Raw genomic sequence first — 24,088 nt, 5'->3', positions numbered from 1 at the left:
TTACCCGGCATTAGCCCCGGTTTCCCGGGGTTATTCCGATCTTACAGGCAGGTTGCCCACGTGTTACTCACCCGTCCGCCGCTCGTTCCACGAGCTTCACCCCGAAGGGATCCACTCGCTTCCCGCGCTCGACTTGCATGTATTAGGCACGCCGCCAGCGTTCGTCCTGAGCCAGGATCAAACTCTCCATAAAAGTTAAGTTTGACTTGCTCATTTGCACACCGAATGTGCTTGTTTCAAATTTCTTCTTTATAGAAGAAATGTTTTTGACGTACTGGTTGGTTCGTTCAGTTTTCAAAGATCAAATGAATCATGGTGGGCCTGAGTGGACTTGAACCACCGACCTCACGCTTATCAGGCGTGCGCTCTAACCAACTGAGCTACAGGCCCCGATGACATTCAATAAAATGGAGCGGGTGAAGGGAATCGAACCCTCATCATCAGCTTGGAAGGCTGAGGTTTTACCACTAAACTACACCCGCAAGTGTATCATATTGTTATTTAGGATTTCGATGGTCGGGAAGACAGGATTCGAACCTGCGACCCCTTGGTCCCAAACCAAGTGCTCTACCAAGCTGAGCTACTTCCCGTTAATGGCGCGCCCGAGAGGAGTCGAACCCCTAACCTTCTGATCCGTAGTCAGACGCTCTATCCAATTGAGCTACGGGCGCATTAAAAAAGCGACATTTAATATCTTATCATCTTTTGTGTTGTGACGCAAGCACTTTTTTTTAAAAAAGTTGGTGCGGCCGAGAGGACTTGAACCTCCACGGGATTACCTCCCACTAGGCCCTCAACCTAGCGCGTCTGCCGATTCCGCCACGACCGCAAAATTGCTGTAGTAAACAATGGGATGCTGATCATGATAATTGGATAATGCGGGTGGAGGGACTTGAACCCCCACGCCGTGAAGCACTAGATCCTAAATCTAGCGTGTCTGCCAATTCCACCACACCCGCATAATAAATGGTGAGCCATGAAGGATTCGAACCTTCGACCCTCTGATTAAAAGTCAGATGCTCTACCAGCTGAGCTAATGGCTCCTATTAAAGGAATCTGTAACACTCAATGATGATGTTGTTTTTTTGAAGCACAAGAAACATCATATAACTTATTCAGCTTTTTGTCAACTCTTTTTCGAAAGAAAAATGGCTGGGCCAGCTGGATTCGAACCAGCGCATGACGGTACCAAAAACCGTTGCCTTACCGCTTGGCTATGGCCCAAAAAGAGTGGCGGTCCGGACGGGACTCGAACCCGCGACCTCCTGCGTGACAGGCAGGCATTCTAACCAACTGAACTACCGGACCTTTATAAGGTTAAGTGACCCGTACGGGATTCGAACCCGTGTTACCGCCGTGAAAGGGCGGTGTCTTAACCACTTGACCAACGGGCCAAAAATAAATGGCGGAGAAGGAGGGATTTGAACCCTCGCGCCGCTTACGCGACCTACACCCTTAGCAGGGGCGCCTCTTCAGCCACTTGAGTACTTCTCCGTAATGGCTCCAACGGTAGGATTCGAACCTACGACCGATCGGTTAACAGCCGATTGCTCTACCACTGAGCTACGTTGGAATAATTCGTAATGTTCGTTGCTGTTTATCAGCGACGTTTTATATCTTATAACATTTCGTCCGTGGTGTCAAACCTTTTTTACATGAAATTTAAGTCGTTTCCCATGTGTTTTTGGCTTGTTTTGTTAGGACTTAACTAATTTAACATGTGGCCCCTCTTTCGTCAATGGAAAATTTACTTCTTTTTTATATTCCCTTTACATTTCCCACATCCGAAACGTTTTGTGTTCACCCGTCTTTTCCGCTTGTATGTTTGTCCGCATTTTGTACAAACATAGTGATGGAAGTTCCCACTTTTTTCAGAAGGCAATGGTGAACAGTGTCGTGGAGACCCTGTTTCTTTTAATAAAGCCTTGAACTCAGGATCGCGATGCCCAAAACCTTTCCCTTCAATATGAAGGTGGTAATGACAAAGTTCATGTTTAATGATGCCTTCTAATTCGACACCATCTAATTCTACTATATATTTCGGATTGATTTCAATTACTTTTTTAGAAGGAATGTATCTCCCTCCTGTCGTCCGAAGACGAGAATTGAAGTATACATCATGCGCAAAAGGCTTGTCAAAGTATTTTTTCGATAATTCATCGGTCCATTGCTGCAATTCCTGGTCTGTCATAGGAACACCTCCCTCGCCCTTTGCATACTGTATCATAAGAATGAAAAAAGTTGAATATGAAGGAGATGACTTCTTATGCCTTCCTGGTTGAAGAACCAAATGACAAAAGCATTCTTGAACAAAGATAAATATCAAATTAAAATGCTGAATCAATGCTGGTATTACTATCAGCACCTATACAAATAAAAACTACCCGGAAAGCTTTCTCTCTCCAGGCAGTTTCGTTTAGTATTATCCTTGATTGATCATGGTCAAAGCGATCCTCTGCTTTTGTACATCCACTTGATCGACCCAAACGGTAACGACGTCCCCTACCGCCACCACGTCCATTGGGTGTTTGACGAATTTGTCAGCAAGTTTTGAGATATGGACAAGCCCATCCTGTTTCACACCAATATCCACGAAAGCACCGAAGTCTACTACGTTCCTTACGGTTCCTTCCAGTTCCATCCCCTGTTCTAAATCTTCCATTGAAAGAACATTCGTTTTCAACAATGGCTTAGGCAAATCATCCCTTGGGTCGCGGCCAGGCTGAACGAGAGATTTCACAATATCCTGCAGCGTCAACTCCCCAATGTCCAGTTGTTCTGCTACAGATGATGTGTCTACACTTTTCAATTCTTCTGCTAACTTGTCCGTTCCGATATCTTCTGTGGTAAATCCGAACTTCCTCAGCAGTTCCCTTGTCGCTTTGTAACTTTCCGGGTGGATAGGTGTGCGATCAAGAGGTTCTTTTCCGTCTAGTATTCGTAAAAAGCCGATACTTTGCTCAAATGTCTTTGCACCTAAGCGTGGAATATCTTTGAGTTCGGATCGTTTCGTAAACTTGCCTAACTCCTCCCTCTTTTTCACGACATTGTTCGCAACGGTTTTACTTAGCCCTGATACATATTGCAGCAGAGAAGAAGAGGCTGTGTTCACATTAACTCCCACTTGGTTTACCGCCGTCTCTACAACGAATGTTAATGATTCATTCAGTTTTTTCTGAGTTACATCGTGCTGGTATTGACCGACACCGATCGATTTAGGATCAATTTTCACGAGTTCTGCTAATGGATCCTGGACACGGCGAGCGATAGATACCGCACTTCGTTCTTCCACTTGAAAGTCAGGGAATTCTTCACGGGCGAGCTTCGAAGCTGAGTACACACTTGCCCCTGCTTCATTCACAATCATATAAGAAGCCTTCAGCTGATGTCTTTGGATCATATCTGCGATGAATTGTTCCGTTTCTCTGGAGGCTGTACCATTCCCGATGGCCATCAGCTCAATGTCATACGTATCCATGAAGGCAAGAATCTTTTTCTCTGCTCCTGCCGTATCATTTCTAGGTGCTGTTGGGTAGATGACGCCAATGTCCAGCACTTTCCCTGTTTCATCTACGACGGCAAGCTTACATCCGGTACGGTAGGCAGGGTCTACTCCCAGAACCACTTTCCCTTTCAACGGGGGTTGGAGCAAGAGGTTTCGCAGGTTACTGGAGAAAACTTCAATCGCCTGTTCCTCGGCTTGCTCAGATAATGCACCTCGGATCTCCCTTTCAACAGATGGCTGAATTAAACGCTTATAACTGTCCTGAATGGCTTCTTCCAAAATGGAACGAAGCTTCCCGACCGTATGGCGTTTAATGACACTCCTCTCCAAATATTGAACAATCGCCTCTTCAGGAGGCTGAACGGATACTTTAATGATTTCTTCTTTTTCACCACGGTTAAGGGCTAGAACACGGTGGGACACGATAGACCGAACGGGTTCTTGGTAGTCATAATACATTTCAAAAATGCCTTTTTCATCTTTATCTGCTTTCTTTTCAGATGAAGCGATGACACCCTTGTCGTGCGTCTGTTTTCTAATCTTTTCTCGATATGTAGGGTCATCCGAGATCCATTCGGCGATGATATCATTCACCCCTCCCCGGACATCTTCAACCGTATTCACTTCGTGTTCATCAGAAAAGAAGGCTTCAGCTTCCTTTTCAAAGTCGATGTTCTGCTGTTCCCACACTTGAGTCGCGAGAGGCTCCAACCCTTTTTCTTTGGCAATCGTCGCTCTTGTCCTACGTTTTTGTTTATAAGGGCGGTACAAGTCTTCCACTTTTTGAAGTTTTTCAGCGGATTCAATTTGGTGGCGTAAGTCTTCGGTCAGTTTGTCCTGTTCATCAATGAGGCGAATGACTTCTTCCTTACGCTGAACAAGGTTCGTTACATAGTTCCACTGATCTTCTATCTCTTTGATTTGCACTTCATCCAGTCCGCCTGTCAGCTCTTTCCGATAACGGGCGATAAACGGAACGGTATTTCCTTCTTCAAGCAATTCAATGACTTGTTTGATTGTCTGATCCTTCAATTTCGTCTGTTTCGCTACGAGCTTCATAAGCTCGGTATTTTTATTTGTTTCACTCAACAAAATGACCTCCTTCAATGACGTCTCATCCATTGTATCAAATTATAAAAGAGAATACTTGAACACTCAGTTTCGAGACTTTTGTGAGAGTTTAGGGGCTGCGGGAAAAGGTTCGCTTTCCATGGGGCGGGCGGTGAGCCTCCTCAGGCTACGCCTTCCGGGGTCTCACCTGTCCCACACGTCCCATAGGAGTCTCTCCGTTCCCCTCCGCCCCTTTGCCATATAAGTGTCTCGAAACCACTTCCAGAATAAGCTGCTTTTATGCACAGAATAAATGGAGGATACGAACTTGCAGGCACTCTATTCTGGGTGCGGAAAGCTTGTTATGTAGCGCTTTATGCATATACCACAAGGATAGTGGAAGACCCCCCCACACAGTAATGGGGTTCGTTTCTCACATTCATCGAATGGGATGGTTGGGAAGCTGCGAGACTCCCGCGGGAATGGATTGGCTGGCGAGACCCCGCACGAGGAGGCTTGCCGTCATCCCCGCAGGAAAGCGAGTGGCTTCCCAGCCATCCCTGACGCTCAACACGGCAAACGAATCCCAAAACATCTCGAAATCAAGTCTTCCACAATCCTGCCATATACTTTAATAACTAATAGTAAGATGATTGTTCGAACAAAAACAATAAAACCCTTCATTCTACCTTTCGGTTCGAATGAAGGGTTTCAATTATAAGCCATAGCAATCAGTGTGATATCATCATCACGGGATTGACCGTATAATTCTTTATAATGTTGAGTGATTTGCTCAACGTCTCTGGAATGAGTGAAATTTGAAGACAGACGACGGTCATTGACTCCGTCTGAAAACATAAGGAATACCATCCCTTCCTGCACAGTTCCGTGAGAAATTCTCAGCCTGCGAGGATAACCGGATAAGTAACCAGCCAACGGAATGTTGCGATTACGCTTCCCATCCGGGTCCACAGTAATAACCCCGATGTTACCAATCGATGAATAAGAGTAAGTACGAGCGTTAAAGTCGATCCTTAAAATCCCAAGGACCACTCCTCGTTTCCCTACCAACACCTCATTGCATTTTTTGATGAGAGCTTCTAGAGTCAAGTCAGGATGTTCCTCTATCACTTCCATAACCGCCTTGGACGATTCGCGGGCCATTTCGCCACTTCCGAGGCCATCGGCAAGGGCACAAAGGAATGCATCCTCCGTTTCCTTATAGAAATAGCTGTCCCCACAATAATAATTCCCTTTTTTGGCTTTTTGGAAAATAGATAAATCCACCCGTTTATTTTCCTTTTCCACTAGAATACCTCGACAGATTCAGATTGCAAGGCTTCTCTCAGTTTCCTCAATGCACGCCTTTGCAAACGGGATACGTGCATCTGGGAGATGCCCAGTCGTTCGCCTGTATCTTTCTGACTCATGTTTTCAAAGTACGTGCATTGTAAGATTTCCTGTTCGCGTTCGCTAAGGATGGGCAGAATCTTTTCTAAGAGCATCCTCTGATCGATGTTGGAATAACCATCTTCCTGATTTCCAATCAAATCAAGGATGGTGACGGTGCTGCCGTCAGAGTCTGCTTCAATCTTACGGTCGACAGACAGAGCTTTATAGCTTTTGCCCATTTCCATCGTTTCAAGGATATCCTCTTCAGATACTTCTAATTCATCTGCAATTTCTTTTACAGATGGAGAGCGCTGCAATGAGTTCGTTAGTTCTTCCGATACCTTTTTGATCTTCGGCCCAAGCTCCTTGATTCTACGCGGGACATGGACGCTCCATGTTTTGTCACGAATGAAGCGTTTGATTTCCCCAATGATCGTCGGTATGGCAAACGACTCAAAGGACTTTCCGAATTCGGGATCATACCTTCGGATTGCCGCTAACAGTCCAAGCATGCCGACTTGAACCAAGTCTTCATGAATGGTGCTGTTTTTTGAGTATTTACGAGCAATGGATTCTACAAGGTCCTTATAAACGAGGACAACCTTTTCTTGGATCTCTTCATCTCTCGGGTTCTCTTGTAGATAGGCGATCCATTCGTAAACTTCCTCATTGTGGTGTTGTGATTTGGTCGCCATCTTGACCCACCCCGGTTTCATGGAGATATTTTGTCATAAGGACAATGACTCCATATTTGCTATTGATTTCAACTTTGTCCATCAGAGCGTCAATGAGAAACAGGCCAAAGCCTCCTTCGCGCAGTTCTTCGATATCATCATCTTGTTTATAAGGGCCGATATCTTCCTTAATCTCGCCAAGGTTAAAGCTTCCTCCATGATCAGCGACCATGATTTCAAGTCTGTCCTGATAAACACCGAAACCGATGGTAATTTCACCTTCACCCGTTTCTTTATATGCATGTTTCACTGCATTTGTAATCGCCTCTGAAATGGCTACTTTCAAATCTTCGATATCTTCATAAGTGAATCCCATTCGGTTGGCAATCCCTGATATGCTCAGACGGACGACACCGATGTATTCCGCTTTGGCAGGTACCTTCACTTCAACAAAATCAAATGGTTCCATGTTTACATTCCACCTTGCACTGTAGACTCGATGTTTATAATTTCTGTTAACCCCGTAATCTTGAAGAGACGGTAAACACGGTCCTGCATATGGACAAGGCGCATCTCAGATTCATGCTCCTTCGTCGATTTCAAGGCACTGATGAATACACCAAGACCTGTGGAATCCATGTAATTCACATCCTGAAAATCCACCTCTACGACTTGGCCTTTTTCCTTCGTCAGCGGCAGCAATGTATCTTTTAATTTGGGTGCTGTGAATGCATCCACCTCTCCGGTAAGGACGACATTTGAAACACCTTCATTGTTCGTAACATCTATAGATAAATTCATCATAATCCCTCCCAATGTTTCCTAAAAAACGTACTACATAGTTGGTTACCCTGTATAAACAGTTGTTAAACATTCCTTCGTAAAATAATCAATGTGAAATCATCTCTCAACTGGAAGTCCTGCAGACGCTCAAAATGTTTATACACTTGATCCACGATTCCCTGTGCCGGTAGATGAGAATATTGTTTGATGACATGTAAAATCTCTTCCTGATCGATGAATCGATCTCCTTGTCGGCATTCTGTCACCCCATCGGTCAGAAGGATGATCATATCTCCTTTTTCCACTCTCTTTTCATACTGCTTATACGTGACCTCAGGAGATACGCCGAGTACAAGTCCCGGTACATCGATTTCCTCAAATTCATCACGATCTTTATGATAATAGTAACCTGGTTCATGGCCGGCTGATGAAAAAGTGAACGTATGCTCGTTCGAATTATACAATCCATAGAACATCGTAATGAACATGCTTGCGTCTACGTTCCGTTCCACTACACGGTTCAGGCTGCCCAGAATGACACTAGGGTCCGTTCGCATCCCTGAAAAACTGTCCATCGAATATTTGATCATCGACATACAGAGAGCAGCGGGTACACCTTTACCTATGACATCGGCGACAGCGATTCCAAGGCTTCCTTTTCCATCGTGGACAAAGTGATGATAGTCCCCGTTCATTTGCTTCGCAGGAACACTCAAAGCTCCTACATCAATCTCAGATAGATCCGGTTTCACTGTCGACAATAACGTTTTCTGCATATTGGCAGCGACGGAAATTTCCGATTTGAGCTCAAGCTGCTTCTCCCGCAACGTCTGATACTCCTGGTAAGCCAACCCATAAGAAATCATGGTTTCCAGAAGAAAGTTCATAGATGACTGAATATACCTCGGCATATCCGGGTATATTTCCTGTAGCGATTGGATATGAACATTGATGATCTCTTCCGGCGATATGTTCTGCTGCATGGAGTGCTTACTGAACTGTTCCGCTTGATATAGAGCTTGCTCATCCTCGGTCTTAATATACTCTTGTAATAGTTCTTTATAATTTTCTAAATCGAGCTTCAATGTGTTCATCACTTATTACCTCCTTTAACGGAGCCATTTGACGACAGTGATTTCCGTACCTTCACCTTCTCCAGATACGATATCAAAGTCATCCATCAACCGTTTCACCCCTGGCAGTCCTGCTCCAAGCCCTCCTGATGTGGTGAATCCGTCTTCCATAACTTGGCTGATATCTTTGATTCCGGGTCCTTCATCCGTAGCTACGATCCGAATTCCCTTTTTATTCATGTCTTCGAGTGCTTCGAAACAGACTTTGCCTGTTCCTGCATATAAATAAATGTTCCGTGCCAGTTCAGAAATGGCCGTGGCAATCCTTGCTTGATCGACAGTCCCGAAGCCGATCTTTCTGGATATATCTCGTCCAAGTTGTCTGGCTCCGACGATGTCCCACTCCTTCTTTATATTGACACAGGATTGAAAGTCCATATTCACTCCTCCAATTCCTGGCGAAGTTTGATCAATCCTTGTTCTAGATCTAACGCGGTCGGGACATCTTGCATGTGTATACCTAGGTCAATAAGAGTCATCGCAACTGCCGGCTGGATCCCCGTCAAAACAACTTTGGCCCCCATCAAATCCGACATCGTCACAACGTCTCCCAACACTTTGGCAATGAAAGAATCGATGATATCAACGGATGTCAAATCAATGACGACACCTGTCGCTCCGCTTTCATGAATCTTGCTCAAAAGATCTTCTTGGAATTGGATGGCCGTCTGATCATCCAAATCGATTTGTATGGAAATGAGTAAATAGTTATGAAGCTTTAAAATAGGTATCCTCATGTTTTCACTCCCTATCTAGTGAATCAATTAATTTTTCGATGTCTTCATCATTGTTCTGGGTTTCTTCAATACGACGATTTGTTAATTCTAATGCTGTTTGGAACCCTTTCCGCAATGAACTCTTCGTAGGGAACTTCCCTAAATCGATTCCGAGGTTCACAATCGTCTGTGCAATTTCAGGGCGGATTCCCACTAAAATGCACCGTGAACCGATCAGTCGCACAGCCTCAGCTGCTTGGATGATGTGGTGGGCAACCATCGTATCCACAACCGGAACACCTGTGATATCGATCAAAACAACTTCAGCGTTATGTTTGATCACTCCGTCCAAAAGGTTCTCCATGATTAACTTGGCCCGCTCCGTGTCGATGGTTCCGATCAGAGGCATGATCGTAATGTTCTCCATCACAGGGATCAAGGGTGCGGAAAGCTCTTGTAAAGCTACCCTTTGCAAGGAAACGATGTGCTCCCAGCTTCCTGAATACTCGTTGACAAGACGGTTGATGATTGGATCGACCCAGCCATCTACTTTACGAAGGACCTCAGAAAAATAATCCGAGTCGATTTTATCCGATTGTTTGAGGATGAAATCCGTCACTACACGACGGAACACCTGCATCCCGTCTGTTAAATAACTCAACGGCCAGCCGAGATTGATCAAGCGTTCAGAGAAATCGTCCAAGTCAGAAGATAATCCCTGTTTCTCGATACTGGAAAAAATCACATTGACGAATTCACGATTCGTGCTTTCGAACATTTCATCAGAAATCGTCGATGTATAATCATTCTTCTTATGTGTATTGACTTCCTCCAACCACATTTTGACAATGTCATCACTATGTTCTACCACTACATTTTTCAGTCTTTCGTCCATTATCTAAACCTCCGCCTCATAACCCTCTATTGTTCGTGCTTATACTATTTGAATATAACTTTATCAGAAAAAGCCTTACTTTTACACCATTTGCCCTCGCTTTCATCATAAGGGCATCCATATCGCTCATACATGAGTATCTTTCCATACCCTCTGTAAAATGACAAGTGAACCTAATAAAAACCTGTTAATAAAAAACACGCCATCATCAATACCCTATCTATGTCCATTATAAACTAGAAAAGCCAAAAAAAATAAAGTTACCTTAAAAAGGCAACTTTATTTTTCATACACGACGTGCTTTCCGATTAAAAGTCGATCAAACCGAGGCTGATCTGCAAGGCTTTGTTGACCTGCTGCATCATCGGTTCGTCAAGTTGAGTAATCTTATCGGTCAAACGCTGTTTGTCAATCGTTCTGATTTGTTCCAGTAGGATCACAGAGTTTCGCTCGAACCCGTATTTTTCTGCATTAATTTCGACATGTGTTGGAAGTTTGGCTTTTTGTATTTGCGCAGTAATCGCGGCTACGATCACGGTAGGGCTAAAACGATTACCAATATCATTTTGAAGGACGAGTACAGGACGAACCCCGCCTTGTTCTGATCCCACAACTGGGGACAAATCAGCGAAATAAACGTCACCTCGTTTGACTATCACTGGCTTCACACCCCGCTCACTAGTTGCTCCAGGGTGTGTTCGGCCTCCTCTTCAGCTTGAAACGCTTCTGAAGCGATATTTAAATTGATTTTCGCCATTTCCATGTAGCCTCTACGCATGGATTCTCTAATATGTCGCTGTTTCTTCTCACGCAAATACATTTTCGTTGCTTGACACATGAAATCGCTCCGATCACTGTTATCGAGTTGAATGAAGCCATCCACTTCATTGAGTAGGTTATCCGGAATCCGGATGACAATCTCCTGCATGCTATCGGACAAAACCATACACCTCCACCATCTTCTCTCAAAAGAAACCAGTCAATTAGTCCACTCTAATCTTATCAAACGGGAGTGTCCATTGCAAAGGAGTGTTGGAATTTTTTCGTGAATTATGAAAGCTTTTATCCTTACATCGGGAGAATTGTCCGGAAACGGGAAGCTTACTCACAACAAGGAGTTTCTCACTTCTACCGTTCTCCCATCTTCTTGAAAAACTCTCGGCACCCTTTGGCTGATCATGCAGGGTATCTCATAATTGATCGTTTCGAGATGCTCTGCTATTTCATCGGCTGAAATTTCTTGATCCCCTTGTTTACCAATTAAGGTAACCTTTGTCCCTATAGGATATTCCTGATCCAGCCGAATCATGAATTGATCCATGCAAATTCTTCCGACAATCGGCTGACGTTTCCCGTCGACGAGGACCTCCGCACCTTGAAGCTTACGGATCCAACCATCCGCATAACCAAGCGGAATGGTGCCGATCCACTCTTCTTTTTCCGTTGTGTAGGTAGCCCCATAACTAATCGATTCTCCAGCCTCTATTTTTTTGACATGGACCAGCCGGCTCGACAGAGAAAAAGCAGGCTTCAAGTCGATCGGCCGTTCTTTTTTGACATGGGGAGAAGGATAAAGTCCATACATACTGATACCAAATCGGACAAAATGATCCATCCGCTCCGGAACCCTCATACTTGTCGCACTGTTACTTGTATGAATTTCGACATCTTCTGCCCAATTCCTCTTAAAATAAGAAAACATTTCGTGCCAGCGCTCTTGTTGTTTATGAAAATACTCGGATTCTTCCTCATCCGCTGTAGCAAAATGGGTAAACAAAGCTTCCAAATGAAAATCGGAGGTTTCAGCAAGAACAGCAAGGATTTCCTCTAATTCTGCCACCGTTCGTACCCCGATCCGTCCCATACCTGTATCGATTTTTAGATGAAGTTTCAATGGGTTAGAACGCTGAATACCCGCCGCTTCCTTCAGCCAATCTTTTTGGAAAACCGTTAAAGCAATGTTGTTTTCAGCAGCGACCGCAGCATCCCCAGGGCGTGTCCAGCCCATGACGAGAATCGGTGCCTCAATTCCTGCTCTTCTCAGTTTTAAAGCTTCATCCAAAAGTGCGACGGCAAGACTCTTTGCTCCCGCTTTTAAGGCAGCCCTTGCGACTTGCACGTCCCCATGTCCGTAGGCATCTGCTTTGACTACCGCGCAAATGTCTGTCTCTTTTTCCAATCGGTGTTTCAATTGCTGTATATTATACTCAATCGCCGTCAATTCAACCTCTGCGATTGAATCTCTGTAATACGTATCCCATGCCACAATGACCGCTCCTCTCTCTATATCTTTTTATTATTGAATGAGAAGAAGCCAGTGTCAAATATCATAGAAAAAACAGGAATATTGGATAGATTTGGTGATTGACTCTAAAGAAAGCAAAGACTCTCGTGAGCCCAGGGGGGTGAAGCTTGAGGGGCATCTTCCTAACCAGAGTGATGGAAGACCAAAAAATAAAGCAGACCGTTAAGCCTGCTCCTTCCAAGTTTATTTCACCATCGCAGCCGTGTTGATTGAGCTTGCGACAGCGACCATTTCATCTTGCGTCAGTTCATTGCTCGCGAGCTGATAAGTCGTTCCATTATGGTTCCATTCCAGACGGTTGTGTTCGAAGGCTGCAAAAACTCCATCCCAAAGCTGGACAGGTTCACCATTCACCTGGACAGAGTATTGAGCACTTGCCGCTTGAACTTCCGCTTTTTCCTGAACCAATGTGAAGTTCTTATCACCTGCATAGGTCATAATGAATCGTTTTCCATCTTCCGTCTTCACTTCACGTTCATCTGCAAGTTCAGCACCAAATGTCTCTTGTGGATACAGCACTTCTTCAAGCTCTTCCCCTTCCATGTTCGCAACAGGGGCTTCTGTTGGAGCCATGGCCATATTCTTATCGACATCAAAGTCTTCCTTCTTCATGGAATCGTCCTTCGAGAAGTTGGCGAATTGGACTTCCACAAGAGCATTCATATCCTGGTCAAACACTTTCACCATCACAGGATGATAGGTTTTCTTATCAAAGTAAATTTCCTGGAACGGCAGGGTTTTGTTATTTTGATAGTTTGTCTTTGTCTTGAACACAAAGTAGTTTTCGGAAGCATTGAACTCTGCATCCGGATCCGCTTTGATATCATTCAGCAGTGAAGCATAAAGATAAGGCTGACTTGTGTTTTGAGGCCATTCGCTTTGGAACTTGAAACTCTTGTTCAAGGCAGGCGTCAAGACATACACGCCGCTGTCATTTTTCAAAATGATCTGGCTCCCTTTTTCATCCTGATCATTTTGAAGCTTCACACGGTAAAAATCATCCTTTTTATGCCACACTTGAATGTTGTATTTCTGTTCTTCCTTCCCTGTACGCATCTTCATATTCGCTTCGGTCTTATATCCAGCCATTTCTTCCGACTGTTTTTCGAGCTTTTTGACGACATCTTCTTTCGACTGTGAGCCACAAGCTGTCAAAGCACCTAAGACGAACAGACTGAACAACAGGATCAGAAAACGTCTTTGCATAAGACTCAACTCCTTTGTCTCTACTTAAGGACAAAGGGAACGTATGATATGGATCAAGAAGAAAATGTACGGAACGTCCGGGATAAACCTTCAATGACGTCAGAGGCGAGTAGGTCAACCTTCGAATGTCCATCCTGCACAAGTAAATCAGCCGTTGATCCATGAAGGAAACAACCATTGCTTAAGGCATCCATCACATGTTCTGTCTGCATCATCATGCTGAGCAGAATGCCAGAAAGAACATCACCGCTTCCACCTTTAGCGAGGCCTGCATTGCCTGAGACGTCTACCCGCTGTTCACCATCAGGACCTGTAATGATCGTTGAAGGTCCTTTCAGAACGAGGTACACGCCGTGCTTTTCAGCGAATTCTTTTGAATAGGAAAAAGGAGCGCGCAAAATCTCCTGGATGGAAAGACCCGTCAAGTGGGCGAATTCACCTGGGTGAGGCGTCAGAACGGTCGGAACTTCCCTATTTTTCAACTCTCCAAGGAAACCTTTTAAAAGGTACAACCCGTCGGCATCCACCAGTAATGGGGTTTCTTTTTCACGGACCAGTCGCTCCACCACTGTTTCCTGCATAGAGTTGCGGCCCAATCCCATACCGACAGCGATACCATCGTACCCTCCCAGGTCAGGAACTCGTCCTCCATTTTCCCCTTCTACAAAAGTCGCTTCTTGCACATACGGAGAAATCGCAGGAATCGCTTCAGAATCCGTGGATACCGCAATCAATCCCGCCCCGCTCCGCAGAGCTGCCCTCGCCGTCATAGCGACAGAGCCGGGCATCAAGCGAGACCCTCCGATGACCAATCCTTTTCCGTGCGATCCTTTATGGGAATGAGCCTCTCGTCCAGGCAAGGTCCTTTCGACATCAGCCCTCCCCCAAAGCCTCCTCCGGTGATCCGGAAGTTGTTTGGGTGGCAGTCCGATTTCCACGACCGACCATTCGCCATAGTATGGCTGTGTGTGTTGTAAAAAGGCACTCTGCTTCGGCGCTTCGATGATCGACGTGTAATGAGCTTGGAATGCCTCAAAATCCTCTTCCCCTTCATCTGCCGGCACACCGGAAGGGAGATCGACGGCAAGTCTTACAATTGATCTCTCATTACAGAGACGGACGATATCCGCGTAGGGCTCTCTCAGCCGCCCCTTCACTCCGATCCCTAACATCGCGTCGATGCATACATCTGCACGACATAGAGAAGTATTCAAGTCTTCCGAACTCTTCAATAGTCTGTACGGGTGACCAGAAGCTTGGAATATCCTCTTATGTGCTTCTGCATCTCCAGTGGTCTTTGCGTCCGGAACGACTTGCCAAGCCTCCACATCGTATCCAAGGTTCAACAACGTCCTGGCAATGACGAATCCATCGCCGCCATTATTGCCAGCACCTATCAGGACGACAATCTTATGCTCTTTTTGAATGTGGCGGAGAAAGTCATACGCAACCGCTCTCCCGGCATTCTCCATGAGCATCTTCCCATCTAGTCCAGCGGCTTCCATGGCCACTCGATCCCGTTCGTACATTTCTTGTGCGGTAACAATATCCAATTCGTTCCCTCCTACCCGCATTACAATGTTATGAGACAACCTATGTAATTATGTCTGCCCTCCTATACCTCCCTAGCACTCTTCCAAAACCACCTGAGCAATGGCATGATCCGAACTATGACTGATGGACACCCACACCTGATAGCGATCGTAGCCTTTCGCCTTCATCATAGGCGCCCCTGTCGTTTCATTTGATAATATTTCAACGTCATGGAAACCGAGCTTGCCGATTCCTGTACCCGTCGCTTTGGCAAAAGCTTCTTTTGCAGCAAACCGACCCGCCAAGTATTCCACTTTTCTTTTTTCATTCAACGATTCGTAACGAAGATGTTCCTCTTCAGTCAGTATTCGTTGAACAAAGCGTTCTCTTCGCTTTATACTTTGTTTAATACGATCCAATTCAATGATATCTACGCCGATGCCTTTGATCACAATTCATCTTCCTTTTCATTAACAATCTATGAACAGTATACCCGAATCTTTTCACGGTAAAAAAGAATACGAGGAAGCTGCGGGGATTACATTATAATAGGAGTTCAATGAACTTTATGCACGTTTACTGACCTCGGTGATTTCGCGGAGGTCACCGAGGGGCAGAAAACTCCCCCCCTCATCTTAATCTTGAACGTAAAAAAGGAGATTAATCATGTTTGTACGAACGGAAAGTTTTAAAGAATTTATTCGATTTTATCCGATTGTTTCATTTCTCGTTGGGCTTCATTTCTTTTTATGGCTGTTGATGGATTTTCTGCAGCTCGGTTTTGCGGTTGACTTGAAGGAATGGGGCATTGGGATGAATGCCTTGATTTTGAACGGCGAATATTGGCGCCTCGTCACTCCGATTTTCTTACACGGAGATTTCACCCATGCCCTGTTCAACTCCTTTTCCCTCGTCCTCTTCGGGCCGGCCCTTGAGCAGATGTTAGGAAAAGGAAAGTTTGTTGTGATGTATTTATTTGCCGGCATTGTCGGCAACCTCGGTACATTTATCGTTAATCCGGATGCCTATTACTGGCACCTTGGGGCTTCAGGAGCCATTTTCGGTATCTTCGGCGTTTATCTATTTATGATCATGAACCGGAAACACTTGATTGATACAGCCAATTCGCAAATCATTCTCGCCATTTTTGCGATCGGTTTATTCATGACTTTTGCACGGCCAAACATCAATATCTTCGGTCACTTATTCGGACTGATTGGCGGTTTCGCCATTGCTCCTGTCATTTTAAAAAATGCACGCCGCTTTTCTTTATGGCAAGTCCGCACCCGTCACTCGCGTTCCGACAGTGATGACATTTCTTTCGATCCGAATCGTTGGCAGAAAAGAAAATACGGACGGAAGAACACAGGCAAGTACATTCTCTGGGGTATCATCATCTTCCTTGCCTTGTTCGCACTCGTCAACCGCATGTAACGGCTCCATCCTCCAGGGTGGAGTCTTTTTATCTTTTCTACCAGGACCGCTCTGCTGATAGAAACATCAAAGTCACTGATAAAAGCGCTAAACCCACTGATAAAAACTTGAAAGTCACTGATAAATACCTAAAACCCACCGATAAAAGCTTAAAACTCACTGATAAAATTTCGTCCTGCCATATACATTAACAGCAATGTTTATCAGAGCATAAAAAAAGATCAGCCCTCGTACAGAGGACTGATCTTTTCAATGGTCTTACTTAGCTGCGGCCTTTGTTTTGGTAATTGCCGCGCTTGCTGCCGCCTTTGCCGCTGAAGTTCCGGTTGCGGGATTTATTTTTGCTGTTGAAGTTGCGCTTGCCGCCTCCACCTTTGCGGTAGCCACCTTTTTTCTTACTCTTGTCACGCTGTGCGTTTTTCACACTGATCGGTTGAACAGAAGACAAACGGACAGGTACTTCACTGCGTTCTTTTGTCATCATTTTCAGTGCAGCAGCGACAAGGTCTGTGGACTCATATTGTTCAAGCAGTTCGTTAGCTGCCTGCTTATAATTATTCAAATCGTTGTTTGTAATCGTTTCTGCCAACTTCTCAACAGCCACTTTTTGCTGACCGCGTGCTGCTTCTTCAGAAGAAGGTACTTTCAGGCGTTCCACTTTCTTCTTCGTGAGTTTTTCAATCAGGTGAAGCTGATCTTTTTCACGAGGTGTAACGAAGGAAATGGATTTCCCTTTACGTCCGGCACGTCCAGTACGTCCAATACGGTGAACATAGCTTTCTGGATCCTGCGGAATGTCAAAGTTGTACACGTGAGAGACATCAGAAATGTCCAAGCCACGTGCGGCAACGTCTGTTGCGACAAGGATCTCGATACGTCCGCGTTTGAACTTGTTCAATGTGGACATACGCTTCCCTTGTGTCAAGTCACCGTGAATGCCTTCAGCACTGAATCCACGAGCTTGAAGACCGTCAGCTACTTCATCAACACGACGCTTTGTACGACCGAAAATAATCGCCAATGCAGGGTCATGGATATCCAGCAAACGTGTCAGTGTATCGAATTTGTGCTTTTCCGGAATCTCTACGAAGAACTGTTCAATGTTTTCCACTGTCATTTCTTTCGCTTTGACTTTTACTTCTTCCGGGTTATTCATCAATGTTGTTGCAATATCACGAATTTCTTTCGGCATTGTCGCAGAGAAAAGCAATGTTTGGCGCTCTTCTGGCAGTGCCTTCAAAATGTCACGGATATCCTCGATAAAGCCCATATTAAGCATTTCATCCGCTTCATCAAGTACTGCTGTGTGGACATCTTGTAACTTGATTGTTTTACGACGGATGTGGTCCAGCAAACGTCCTGGTGTTGCTACGACGATGTCATTGTTTTTCAAGGCACGGATTTGGCGTTCCATGTTTGATCCACCATAAATTGGTAGGACACGAATGCCTTTTCCTTTACCTAGACGGTTAAGCTCCTCTGCTACTTGAATAGCCAATTCCCTTGTCGGGGCGATGACAAGTCCTTGAACGGCTTTCACTTGCTTGTTGATTTTTTCCAGCATCGGAATACCGAATGCAGCCGTTTTTCCCGTACCTGTCTGAGCTTGACCAATGACATCTTTCCCTTCTAGTCCTAGAGGGATTGTTTGTTCTTGTATTGGTGTTGTTTCTTCAAAACCCATAACGTCTAATGATTTTAGGATAGGTTTTGATAATCCTAGTGATTGAAATGTTGTCACAGTAATTTCATACTCCTTTATTGTTTAAATCTTCTACCTATATACATGTAAAAAAAGCCTTCTGCCACAGGAAACGGGAGAGGCTTCTCTGGTATCTGCCTGATAGATTCATTCATCATAACACATATAACATAGTTAATTCTACACATTTCGGCTATGCTTTTCAAACGTAATAATGATAAAATGAGAAAAAAATGACGTATACCAGAGGAGGGCTCGCTTGGAAAAGCCTCCAGTTCAACCATATATTATTTTGTTTATAGGCGTCCTTTCCATTTCCACTTCCGCGATTTTCGTCAAACTCGCAGGAGATGCGCCGGCGGCGATGATCGCTTTTTACCGTCTGGCCATTGCAGTCGGAATTATGGCTCCTTATGTATTATGGAAACATTTCGATGAAATAAAACAAACGAATAAGAAAGATTGGGTTCTTGCGATTTTATCGGGTGTATTCCTCGCCTTCCACTTTATTTTGTGGTTTGAATCATTGAATTATACGACCGTCGCAAGTTCCGTCGTCCTTGTTGCCCTCCAGCCGGTCTTCGCTTTTATGGGGACCTACCTCTTCTTCAAAGAGCGATTCACTGTCGGAGCCATTCTGAGTCTTGTCATCACATTGACAGGAAGCGTAATCATCGGCTGGGGCGACTTTCAAATAAGCGGCACGGCTTTGTTCGGTGATCTGCTGGCCCTGCTTGGTGCTATTACCGTTACCGGTTATTTCCTGCTTGGTCAGAACTTACGTAAACGTCAGTCCATCATGACCTATACGTTCATTGCTTATGGGATGGCAGCGGCCACACTTCTACTCTATAACCTGGCGCTCGATTATTCTTTTACCGGTTACGACGGTGATCAGTGGCTGATATTCTTAGGCCTTGCGATCATCCCGACCTTCTTCGGTCATACGCTGTTCAACTGGACATTGAAATGGCTCAGCACCTCGACGATTTCCATGGCTGTACTCGTCGAACCAATCGGGGCTTCTATTTTAGCCTATTGGATTTTGGATGAAGTGATCACATGGACGCAATGGCTCGGAGGATCGATTGTCATTTTCGGTCTTATGATGTTCATACTGAGCACGATGAAAAAGGTTAAACCGAAATTCACTCATGAAACAAACCGCCGATAGACCGCTAAGTTTGATATAATATTGAATAAGTATGGGGTACACCTCAATAGTACGATGAATTTAAGAGAGCAGGTGAAGAAATGACGATACAACTGATCATTGATGGAGGCGGAGATCTGCCTCATGGAATGATGGAAGCACATAGTATTCAATATGTTCCGCTTAACTTACACTTCGGAGATGAACAATATAAAACAGGGGAAACGATCGATTTGCCTACGTTTTATGAAAAACTGAAGCAGTCTGATGAACTTCCCCGTTCTTCTTCTCCAAGCCCGAATGATTTTTATGAAAAATACAAACAGATCGATCCGAACGATGAAATTTTAGTGCTTGCCCTTACTCAGGGATTAAGCAGTACATATGAGAGTGCTGTCATGGGTAAGGACATGCTCCTTGATGAAGAACCGGACCGTAAAATTGCCGTTCTCAATACGAAGACGGCCTCCTGCGGCATTGCATTACTCGTGCATGAAGCGACGGCCCGCATGGAAGAAGGATACGATTTTAACCAGCTGGTCTCCCATATGGAGGAGCGGATTGAGAAGACGACGACACTCTTCATTTTGAAGACACTGGAAAATGTCATCAAAGGCGGACGACTGGATAAGGTCAAAGGGGCCATCGCCAAGACACTGAATATCAAACTTCTTATGAAAGCGAGCGATGATGAAGGCGCAGTAGAAGTGACGGAAAAAGTACGGGGCAACAAGAAATCCTTGCGCCGCTTTGTCGACCAAATCGGTGAGTATGCATCCAACCTGGAAGACCGCGTCATTGCGATGTCCCATTGCAACGATGAGGACCGGGGAAAGAAAGTAATGAGTACAATCAAAGAACGTTACAATTTCAAAGAATCTCTCTTTATGGAAACAGGACCCCTTATCTCCACATACGCAGGAGAAGGCGGCCTCGTCATCGCTTTCTTTAAAGACTAAAAAAACGTCAGAGGTTTTAAACCTCTGACGTTTTTTATGCGTGATAATCCTCATATTTCGGCTGGGGTGACAATAACGCAAGAATACCTGCGGTCACCGGAAAGAGAATGGTCAGCAGAATGACTTCCTGATAACCTCCCAGCCAGTCAAAAAACAAACCGAACGGAAGCGGCCCAAGCGCTGAACCAACGACCATGACCGTTTGGGCAAGCCCTTTGATACTCCCAAGGTGTTCCCTCCCAAAATAATTAGGCCAGACGATATTCAATACGATCCGCTCAAAGCCATTGACGAACCCCCAGAATACACCAAAGGCAACAGCCATCCACCATGAATTTGTGAACAATAGGATGACCAGCGTAAAGATGTGGCCAAAGAACGTGATGGCCAAAATATAATGCACCTTGAAACGATCGACCAGATAACCGCTGACGAATGTAACCGGAAATCCGATGACGGCCATTAAGGTCAGTACCATGGCTGCTACCCCTGTATCCAGTCCTCTTAAATCCATGATGGACACCATATGAAAAGTAATCGCCGTGTTTACGAGAGCTGGGACGATGACACAAAACAAAATAAACCAAAAAGCTCTCGTCGCCATGGCTTCTTTCAATGTCCAACTCTTTTCATTGACCTCAACGTTCGGGTTCACTGATTCTTCTTTGACCGGTTTCGGCGTCCCGTCCGGCACTTCCCCGATGTGCTCGGGTTTGTTGCGGACGAAGAAGAAGGCCAGTGGAACAAAAAGAATCAACAGTGCGCTTCCCCATAAGCCCCATGTCATTCTCCAACCGAAGGATTCAATCAGCCATGTATTCAGTGGTGGCAACAGAGCAGAACTAGCAAATCCACCGATCGCCATAATACTGAGCGCTCGTCCCCTCTTCCTTATGAACCATTGGGGCACAAGCGTGTTCGGAATCAATGTCATCGATCCCTGCCCGAATAAACGAATCATAAAGAAGCCAAAAAACATCATAATCGGCCCGAGAAGAAAAGCATTCCAAAACAAAGCTAATGCTAAACATGAACCAATCGTAACCATCATCGCCCGCTGTCCGAAACGGTCGATGAGGCGCCCCATCATAAACAACGTGATTCCCGCTAACAATGTAGCCGCTGAATAAATACCAGAAACCAACGACCGTGAATACTCAAAATCTTCTATGTAATAATCAATAAAAATGGAGATGGAATAGGTTTGACCAGGTCCTGAAAAGAACACGCTCAAACCGGCGACCATCACAACAACCCATCCATAATAAAAAGGTGTATGGATGGGTTGTCCACGGTTATTATTCATTTTTCCTCTTCCCCCTATGGTTGACTCACAAAATCCATCACTTTATCAAACAATTCTTCGCTGTCATCCCCATGACAGATCAAGTGCTTCGACTTTTTCAAGAAAATGACCTCTTTTTCTTCAGACGGAATTTCTTCTTCCAAATACAAAGCCGCTTTCTTTGGCACCATGCCATCAAGCTCCCCTTGGATGATGAGCACAGGACAACGGACCTGGTGTAAATAAGGCCGTGTGAATTGGACACATTTCATAAATTCGAATGTGGAAAAAAGATAAGTATCCTTCAATTTTTTTTGGTACCTGAGAAAAAGCTCATTGTCTGCAAGCACGCCATTCCACGCATCTGCAACCATCGCAAGAATATCCTTATACATCTGCGGAAGACTGACATACTTTCCAGCCGCCGACAAAAGCACCAAACGATCCAGATGATACTTTGCAGTCAAGTAAGCAGCAATCATCCCACCCATGGAAAAGCCGATAATATAAATGGTATCGTGTCTTTTCATGAGGTGCAGCAAAGCGAGTTCTGCCGTAGCAATCCATTCTTGATAATAGTGCCCTTCAAGATCCAAGTTCTCCCCGTGCCCCGGAAGCGTAGGATTGGCAATTTCCCAATCCGTCCGTGCTTCCAGAAAGTCGACGAGGGGCTGGACTTCATCCGGGCTTCCTGTGTACCCGTGAATACATAAACACCCGATACTCATGTTCCTACGCCTCCACCCGATCATTTATTTCGTTATGCGAAAAATTATAACACATTCATTTCCCATTTTTATCCAAGAAAATCTCCTTGATTACGAAAAAGGCTCCGGTCTGTATGCTCATTTTGAGGTTGGTTGGGAAGATAAGAGAACTAACCTTCTGCTCACAGCTACATGTTTCTCTACATTTTCTTATGCCTAAAGAAAATGCGCGCTAAATGAATAGCGCGCGGTTTACTTGATGCCTTTAACGAATGTCCCGATCCCTTTAACAATTGGACTGACATCTTTTACGGTCTTTACGACCTGACCGGTAGTCGACATCATTTTGTCGAAGTCAATCTGGCCATCTTCTTTTTGAAAATAACTCATGACGCCTTTGGACATATTGCCGACGTTGAATGAAGAATTCGGATTCGGATTCGGATTCGGATTCCCGGTCTCAGTATAACCTGTATAGTCATAACTATTCACATATGGATTTTGAAAACCATACATGGCTTGATTGTACGGGGTATAACCCCAGACGTTCCCCTGGTTATTGGACATTTGCTGGTAGTTCATCTGATCGTAAGGAAGACTGGAAGGATACCGATACCAGCCATTATTGTAATAATAGTAAGGATTATATGGGTACATGAATGTTCCACCTTTAACGTATGATACTTCAGCCTATGAAAAAGCACATGAAAAAGTGAAACGAAAGCGATGAATACCAGGCTTATTGATGCTTTTGGACAAAAAAAACAAGTGATGATCATCACTTGTCGAAACCATTTAGGAAAAGTTCATGGAGTCAGTCCTAATGTACTGAGGATTTTCTTTTATTCTCAGTTTCTGTTTCATTTTACGTTCTTGATAACCGAGAATCTTTTCTCCATCTATAAATACAGCGGGTGTACCGTAAATTTTGTTTCTTTGTAGTTCTTTGAAATGGTCACGGTTCTCCGATACATTCCGCTCTTCATAATCAATTTCCCATTCTTCCAATGTTCCTAATACCTTCTCACAATAGTGACAGTTCCGACTGGTGTACACGATCACTTCCGGGTTACCCAAAGCTTCCCCTCCTTGTGTCTATTACAATTCTGTCTAGAAATTTTATACCCGTTTTCACATCAGCTAAACCTATTTTCTCATTATAATCCGCTCATTTTTTGTCACGGTTTTGTCATTTTCATCACATCCCTTTTACATTAACGCTCCCTATACTTGAAGACTCAGTTTCGAGACTTTTGTTGGGTGGATGGGGGCTGCGGGGAATAGCTCGCTTTCCGCGGGAGCGCGGTGAGCCTCCTCGAGCTTCGCTCTGCGGGGCCTCACCATGCACTTTTTTTCCCGCAGGAGTCTCGCCATTCCCCTCCGCCCCTTAACCATTTAAGTGTCTCGAAAATACTCCCAAAATAAGCAGCTTTCGAGCGTAATAGAAGTTGGTAAATTCACTCTTAAAACAGGAGCACTTGTATTCTGAAGCTTTCTATAGAGCCCTTTTCAACTAGAAATCTGTAGTTTTGGAAGATGCTCCTACTGTGTATGTGGGGTCGTTTCTCACATCCATTGAATGGGGTGGTTGGGAAGCTGCGAGACTCCCGTGGGAGAAGGGGGCTGGGGGGGTTCCGGCGGGCGGTAGTCCGAGGA

At 44.8% G+C, this 24,088-nt stretch carries 25 protein-coding genes, 12 tRNA genes and 1 rRNA gene; 4 read left to right on the top strand and 34 right to left on the bottom strand.

The window, feature by feature from the left end:
* From BLS23_RS18885 to BLS23_RS18820, 14 genes are all read right to left on the bottom strand, one after another.
* Nucleotides 1-193, bottom strand: a 16S ribosomal RNA gene (locus BLS23_RS18885); the annotation flags it as partial.
* Between the two features lie 120 nt (nucleotides 194-313).
* A tRNA-Ile gene (locus tag BLS23_RS18880) sits at nucleotides 314-390 on the bottom strand.
* A gap of 18 nt (nucleotides 391-408) precedes the next feature.
* Nucleotides 409-482 (bottom strand) — tRNA-Gly (locus BLS23_RS18875).
* Between the two features lie 31 nt (nucleotides 483-513).
* A tRNA-Pro gene (locus BLS23_RS18870) sits at nucleotides 514-590 on the bottom strand.
* Between the two features lie 4 nt (nucleotides 591-594).
* Nucleotides 595-671, bottom strand: a tRNA-Arg gene (locus BLS23_RS18865).
* 70 nt (nucleotides 672-741) lie between these two features.
* Nucleotides 742-829: transfer RNA gene (locus tag BLS23_RS18860), tRNA-Leu, on the bottom strand.
* Nucleotides 830-877: 48 nt separating this feature from the next.
* A tRNA-Leu gene (locus BLS23_RS18855) sits at nucleotides 878-959 on the bottom strand.
* A gap of 8 nt (nucleotides 960-967) precedes the next feature.
* A tRNA-Lys gene (locus tag BLS23_RS18850) sits at nucleotides 968-1,043 on the bottom strand.
* A gap of 106 nt (nucleotides 1,044-1,149) precedes the next feature.
* A tRNA-Gln gene (locus BLS23_RS18845) sits at nucleotides 1,150-1,224 on the bottom strand.
* A gap of 7 nt (nucleotides 1,225-1,231) precedes the next feature.
* Nucleotides 1,232-1,308, bottom strand: a tRNA-Asp gene (locus BLS23_RS18840).
* A gap of 14 nt (nucleotides 1,309-1,322) precedes the next feature.
* Nucleotides 1,323-1,394: transfer RNA gene (locus tag BLS23_RS18835), tRNA-Glu, on the bottom strand.
* Between the two features lie 9 nt (nucleotides 1,395-1,403).
* Nucleotides 1,404-1,494, bottom strand: a tRNA-Ser gene (locus BLS23_RS18830).
* 4 nt (nucleotides 1,495-1,498) lie between these two features.
* Nucleotides 1,499-1,573: transfer RNA gene (locus BLS23_RS18825), tRNA-Asn, on the bottom strand.
* A gap of 174 nt (nucleotides 1,574-1,747) precedes the next feature.
* Nucleotides 1,748-2,191 (bottom strand): SprT family protein, encoded by a 444-nt coding sequence (locus BLS23_RS18820; RefSeq protein ID WP_089654571.1) that lies wholly within the window; start codon nucleotides 2,189-2,191, stop codon nucleotides 1,748-1,750.
* Nucleotides 2,192-2,266: 75 nt separating this feature from the next.
* Between BLS23_RS18820 and cmpA the strand changes: the two genes are divergently transcribed.
* Nucleotides 2,267-2,377, top strand: a complete 111-nt coding sequence (gene cmpA, locus BLS23_RS18815; RefSeq protein WP_089654570.1) for a cortex morphogenetic protein CmpA — start codon at nucleotides 2,267-2,269, stop codon at nucleotides 2,375-2,377.
* Between the two features lie 45 nt (nucleotides 2,378-2,422).
* On the opposite strand, the gene BLS23_RS18810 is transcribed toward cmpA, so the two are convergent.
* The 15 genes from BLS23_RS18810 to acpS all read right to left on the bottom strand — a co-directional run bounded on the left by BLS23_RS18810 (nucleotide 2,423) and on the right by acpS (nucleotide 15,644).
* Complete coding sequence (locus tag BLS23_RS18810; protein WP_425250626.1) at nucleotides 2,423-4,594, bottom strand: Tex family protein; 2,172 nt, start codon at nucleotides 4,592-4,594, stop codon at nucleotides 2,423-2,425.
* A gap of 672 nt (nucleotides 4,595-5,266) precedes the next feature.
* Complete coding sequence (locus BLS23_RS18800; protein ID WP_089654567.1) at nucleotides 5,267-5,863, bottom strand: PP2C family serine/threonine-protein phosphatase; 597 nt, start codon at nucleotides 5,861-5,863, stop codon at nucleotides 5,267-5,269.
* The gene (gene sigB / locus BLS23_RS18795; RefSeq protein ID WP_089654566.1) at nucleotides 5,863-6,642 is read right to left on the bottom strand and encodes an RNA polymerase sigma factor SigB; all 780 of its coding nucleotides are present in this window, start codon (nucleotides 6,640-6,642) and stop codon (nucleotides 5,863-5,865) included. The genes BLS23_RS18800 and sigB overlap by 1 nt, the downstream gene beginning before the upstream one ends.
* A complete protein-coding gene (gene rsbW / locus BLS23_RS18790; protein ID WP_089654565.1) occupies nucleotides 6,614-7,090 on the bottom strand; it encodes an anti-sigma B factor RsbW in 477 nt (158 codons plus the stop codon). The genes sigB and rsbW overlap by 29 nt, the downstream gene beginning before the upstream one ends.
* Nucleotides 7,091-7,092: 2 nt before the next feature.
* Nucleotides 7,093-7,422, bottom strand: a complete 330-nt coding sequence (locus tag BLS23_RS18785) for an STAS domain-containing protein (protein ID WP_089654564.1) — start codon at nucleotides 7,420-7,422, stop codon at nucleotides 7,093-7,095.
* Nucleotides 7,423-7,487: 65 nt separating this feature from the next.
* On the bottom strand, nucleotides 7,488-8,498 hold the full coding sequence (locus BLS23_RS18780) for a PP2C family protein-serine/threonine phosphatase (protein ID WP_089654563.1): 1,011 nt from the start codon (nucleotides 8,496-8,498) through the stop codon (nucleotides 7,488-7,490).
* 15 nt (nucleotides 8,499-8,513) lie between these two features.
* Nucleotides 8,514-8,915: an anti-sigma regulatory factor gene (locus tag BLS23_RS18775; RefSeq protein ID WP_089654562.1), complete on the bottom strand. Its 402-nt coding sequence runs from the start codon at nucleotides 8,913-8,915 to the stop codon at nucleotides 8,514-8,516.
* Nucleotides 8,916-8,917: 2 nt separating this feature from the next.
* Nucleotides 8,918-9,274 carry an STAS domain-containing protein gene (locus tag BLS23_RS18770; protein WP_089654561.1) on the bottom strand — a complete coding sequence of 119 codons (357 nt, stop codon included), beginning with the start codon at nucleotides 9,272-9,274 and terminating at the stop codon, nucleotides 8,918-8,920.
* 4 nt (nucleotides 9,275-9,278) lie between these two features.
* On the bottom strand, nucleotides 9,279-10,148 hold the full coding sequence (locus BLS23_RS18765) for an RsbT co-antagonist protein RsbRA (protein WP_089654560.1): 870 nt from the start codon (nucleotides 10,146-10,148) through the stop codon (nucleotides 9,279-9,281).
* Between the two features lie 308 nt (nucleotides 10,149-10,456).
* A complete protein-coding gene (locus tag BLS23_RS18760) occupies nucleotides 10,457-10,807 on the bottom strand; it encodes a type II toxin-antitoxin system PemK/MazF family toxin (RefSeq protein WP_035511328.1) in 351 nt (116 codons plus the stop codon).
* A gap of 5 nt (nucleotides 10,808-10,812) precedes the next feature.
* Nucleotides 10,813-11,094, bottom strand: a complete 282-nt coding sequence (locus tag BLS23_RS18755; protein ID WP_027956786.1) for a CopG family ribbon-helix-helix protein — start codon at nucleotides 11,092-11,094, stop codon at nucleotides 10,813-10,815.
* Nucleotides 11,095-11,253: 159 nt separating this feature from the next.
* Nucleotides 11,254-12,414: an alanine racemase gene (gene alr, locus BLS23_RS18750; RefSeq protein WP_089654559.1), complete on the bottom strand. Its 1,161-nt coding sequence runs from the start codon at nucleotides 12,412-12,414 to the stop codon at nucleotides 11,254-11,256.
* A 222-nt stretch (nucleotides 12,415-12,636) separates the two neighbouring features.
* Entirely contained in the window at nucleotides 12,637-13,659 is a 1,023-nt protein-coding gene (locus BLS23_RS18745; protein ID WP_089654558.1) for a LolA family protein, read from the bottom strand.
* A gap of 53 nt (nucleotides 13,660-13,712) precedes the next feature.
* Nucleotides 13,713-15,212, bottom strand: a complete 1,500-nt coding sequence (locus BLS23_RS18740; protein ID WP_089654557.1) for an NAD(P)H-hydrate dehydratase — start codon at nucleotides 15,210-15,212, stop codon at nucleotides 13,713-13,715.
* 72 nt (nucleotides 15,213-15,284) lie between these two features.
* Entirely contained in the window at nucleotides 15,285-15,644 is a 360-nt protein-coding gene (acpS, locus tag BLS23_RS18735) for a holo-ACP synthase (protein ID WP_089654556.1), read from the bottom strand.
* Nucleotides 15,645-15,858: 214 nt separating this feature from the next.
* Between acpS and BLS23_RS18730 the strand changes: the two genes are divergently transcribed.
* Entirely contained in the window at nucleotides 15,859-16,626 is a 768-nt protein-coding gene (locus BLS23_RS18730; protein ID WP_089654555.1) for a rhomboid family intramembrane serine protease, read from the top strand.
* Nucleotides 16,627-16,888: 262 nt separating this feature from the next.
* Here the strand turns inward: BLS23_RS18730 and cshA are convergent, their stop codons facing one another.
* Nucleotides 16,889-18,367 carry a degradosome RNA helicase CshA gene (gene cshA, locus BLS23_RS18725; protein WP_089654554.1) on the bottom strand — a complete coding sequence of 493 codons (1,479 nt, stop codon included), beginning with the start codon at nucleotides 18,365-18,367 and terminating at the stop codon, nucleotides 16,889-16,891.
* Between the two features lie 220 nt (nucleotides 18,368-18,587).
* On the opposite strand from cshA, the gene BLS23_RS18720 reads away from it, so the two are divergent.
* On the top strand, nucleotides 18,588-19,502 hold the full coding sequence (locus BLS23_RS18720; protein ID WP_089654553.1) for a DMT family transporter: 915 nt from the start codon (nucleotides 18,588-18,590) through the stop codon (nucleotides 19,500-19,502).
* Between the two features lie 80 nt (nucleotides 19,503-19,582).
* Nucleotides 19,583-20,440 carry a DegV family protein gene (locus tag BLS23_RS18715; RefSeq protein WP_089654552.1) on the top strand — a complete coding sequence of 286 codons (858 nt, stop codon included), beginning with the start codon at nucleotides 19,583-19,585 and terminating at the stop codon, nucleotides 20,438-20,440.
* 34 nt (nucleotides 20,441-20,474) lie between these two features.
* Here BLS23_RS18715 and BLS23_RS18710 read toward each other — a convergent pair whose 3' ends face one another.
* The 4 genes from BLS23_RS18710 to BLS23_RS18695 all read right to left on the bottom strand — a co-directional run bounded on the left by BLS23_RS18710 (nucleotide 20,475) and on the right by BLS23_RS18695 (nucleotide 23,509).
* Entirely contained in the window at nucleotides 20,475-21,746 is a 1,272-nt protein-coding gene (locus BLS23_RS18710; RefSeq protein WP_089654551.1) for an MFS transporter, read from the bottom strand.
* A 14-nt stretch (nucleotides 21,747-21,760) separates the two neighbouring features.
* Nucleotides 21,761-22,453 (bottom strand): alpha/beta hydrolase, encoded by a 693-nt coding sequence (locus BLS23_RS18705; RefSeq protein ID WP_089654550.1) that lies wholly within the window; start codon nucleotides 22,451-22,453, stop codon nucleotides 21,761-21,763.
* A 231-nt stretch (nucleotides 22,454-22,684) separates the two neighbouring features.
* Nucleotides 22,685-23,089, bottom strand: a complete 405-nt coding sequence (locus tag BLS23_RS18700; protein WP_089654549.1) for a YppG family protein — start codon at nucleotides 23,087-23,089, stop codon at nucleotides 22,685-22,687.
* 138 nt (nucleotides 23,090-23,227) lie between these two features.
* Entirely contained in the window at nucleotides 23,228-23,509 is a 282-nt protein-coding gene (locus BLS23_RS18695) for a glutaredoxin family protein (RefSeq protein ID WP_089654548.1), read from the bottom strand.
* Nucleotides 23,510-24,088 lie beyond the last annotated feature (579 nt).

The organism is Halobacillus aidingensis, from assembly GCF_900104185.1.
GTDB lineage: Bacteria > Bacillota > Bacilli > Bacillales > Halobacillaceae > Halobacillus > Halobacillus aidingensis.
This window is presented reverse-complemented; position numbering and strand designations above follow the sequence as displayed.

What these genes read in the sequence shown, in the direction of transcription:
- BLS23_RS18820 (WP_089654571.1), bottom strand. Translation starts at nt 2,191, where the DNA reads ATGACAGACCAGGAATTGCAGCAATGGACCGATGAATTATCGAAAAAA.
- cmpA (WP_089654570.1), top strand. Translation starts at nt 2,267, where the DNA reads ATGCCTTCCTGGTTGAAGAACCAAATGACAAAAGCATTCTTGAACAAA.
- sigB (WP_089654566.1), bottom strand. Translation starts at nt 6,642, where the DNA reads ATGGCGACCAAATCACAACACCACAATGAGGAAGTTTACGAATGGATC.
- rsbW (WP_089654565.1), bottom strand. Translation starts at nt 7,090, where the DNA reads ATGGAACCATTTGATTTTGTTGAAGTGAAGGTACCTGCCAAAGCGGAA.
- BLS23_RS18785 (WP_089654564.1), bottom strand. Translation starts at nt 7,422, where the DNA reads ATGAATTTATCTATAGATGTTACGAACAATGAAGGTGTTTCAAATGTC.
- BLS23_RS18780 (WP_089654563.1), bottom strand. Translation starts at nt 8,498, where the DNA reads ATGAACACATTGAAGCTCGATTTAGAAAATTATAAAGAACTATTACAA.
- BLS23_RS18775 (WP_089654562.1), bottom strand. Translation starts at nt 8,915, where the DNA reads ATGGACTTTCAATCCTGTGTCAATATAAAGAAGGAGTGGGACATCGTC.
- BLS23_RS18770 (WP_089654561.1), bottom strand. Translation starts at nt 9,274, where the DNA reads ATGAGGATACCTATTTTAAAGCTTCATAACTATTTACTCATTTCCATA.
- BLS23_RS18765 (WP_089654560.1), bottom strand. Translation starts at nt 10,148, where the DNA reads ATGGACGAAAGACTGAAAAATGTAGTGGTAGAACATAGTGATGACATT.
- BLS23_RS18755 (WP_027956786.1), bottom strand. Translation starts at nt 11,094, where the DNA reads ATGGTTTTGTCCGATAGCATGCAGGAGATTGTCATCCGGATTCCGGAT.
- BLS23_RS18745 (WP_089654558.1), bottom strand. Translation starts at nt 13,659, where the DNA reads ATGCAAAGACGTTTTCTGATCCTGTTGTTCAGTCTGTTCGTCTTAGGT.
- BLS23_RS18730 (WP_089654555.1), top strand. Translation starts at nt 15,859, where the DNA reads ATGTTTGTACGAACGGAAAGTTTTAAAGAATTTATTCGATTTTATCCG.
- BLS23_RS18715 (WP_089654552.1), top strand. Translation starts at nt 19,583, where the DNA reads ATGACGATACAACTGATCATTGATGGAGGCGGAGATCTGCCTCATGGA.
- BLS23_RS18710 (WP_089654551.1), bottom strand. Translation starts at nt 21,746, where the DNA reads ATGAATAATAACCGTGGACAACCCATCCATACACCTTTTTATTATGGA.
- BLS23_RS18705 (WP_089654550.1), bottom strand. Translation starts at nt 22,453, where the DNA reads ATGAGTATCGGGTGTTTATGTATTCACGGGTACACAGGAAGCCCGGAT.
- BLS23_RS18700 (WP_089654549.1), bottom strand. Translation starts at nt 23,089, where the DNA reads ATGTACCCATATAATCCTTACTATTATTACAATAATGGCTGGTATCGG.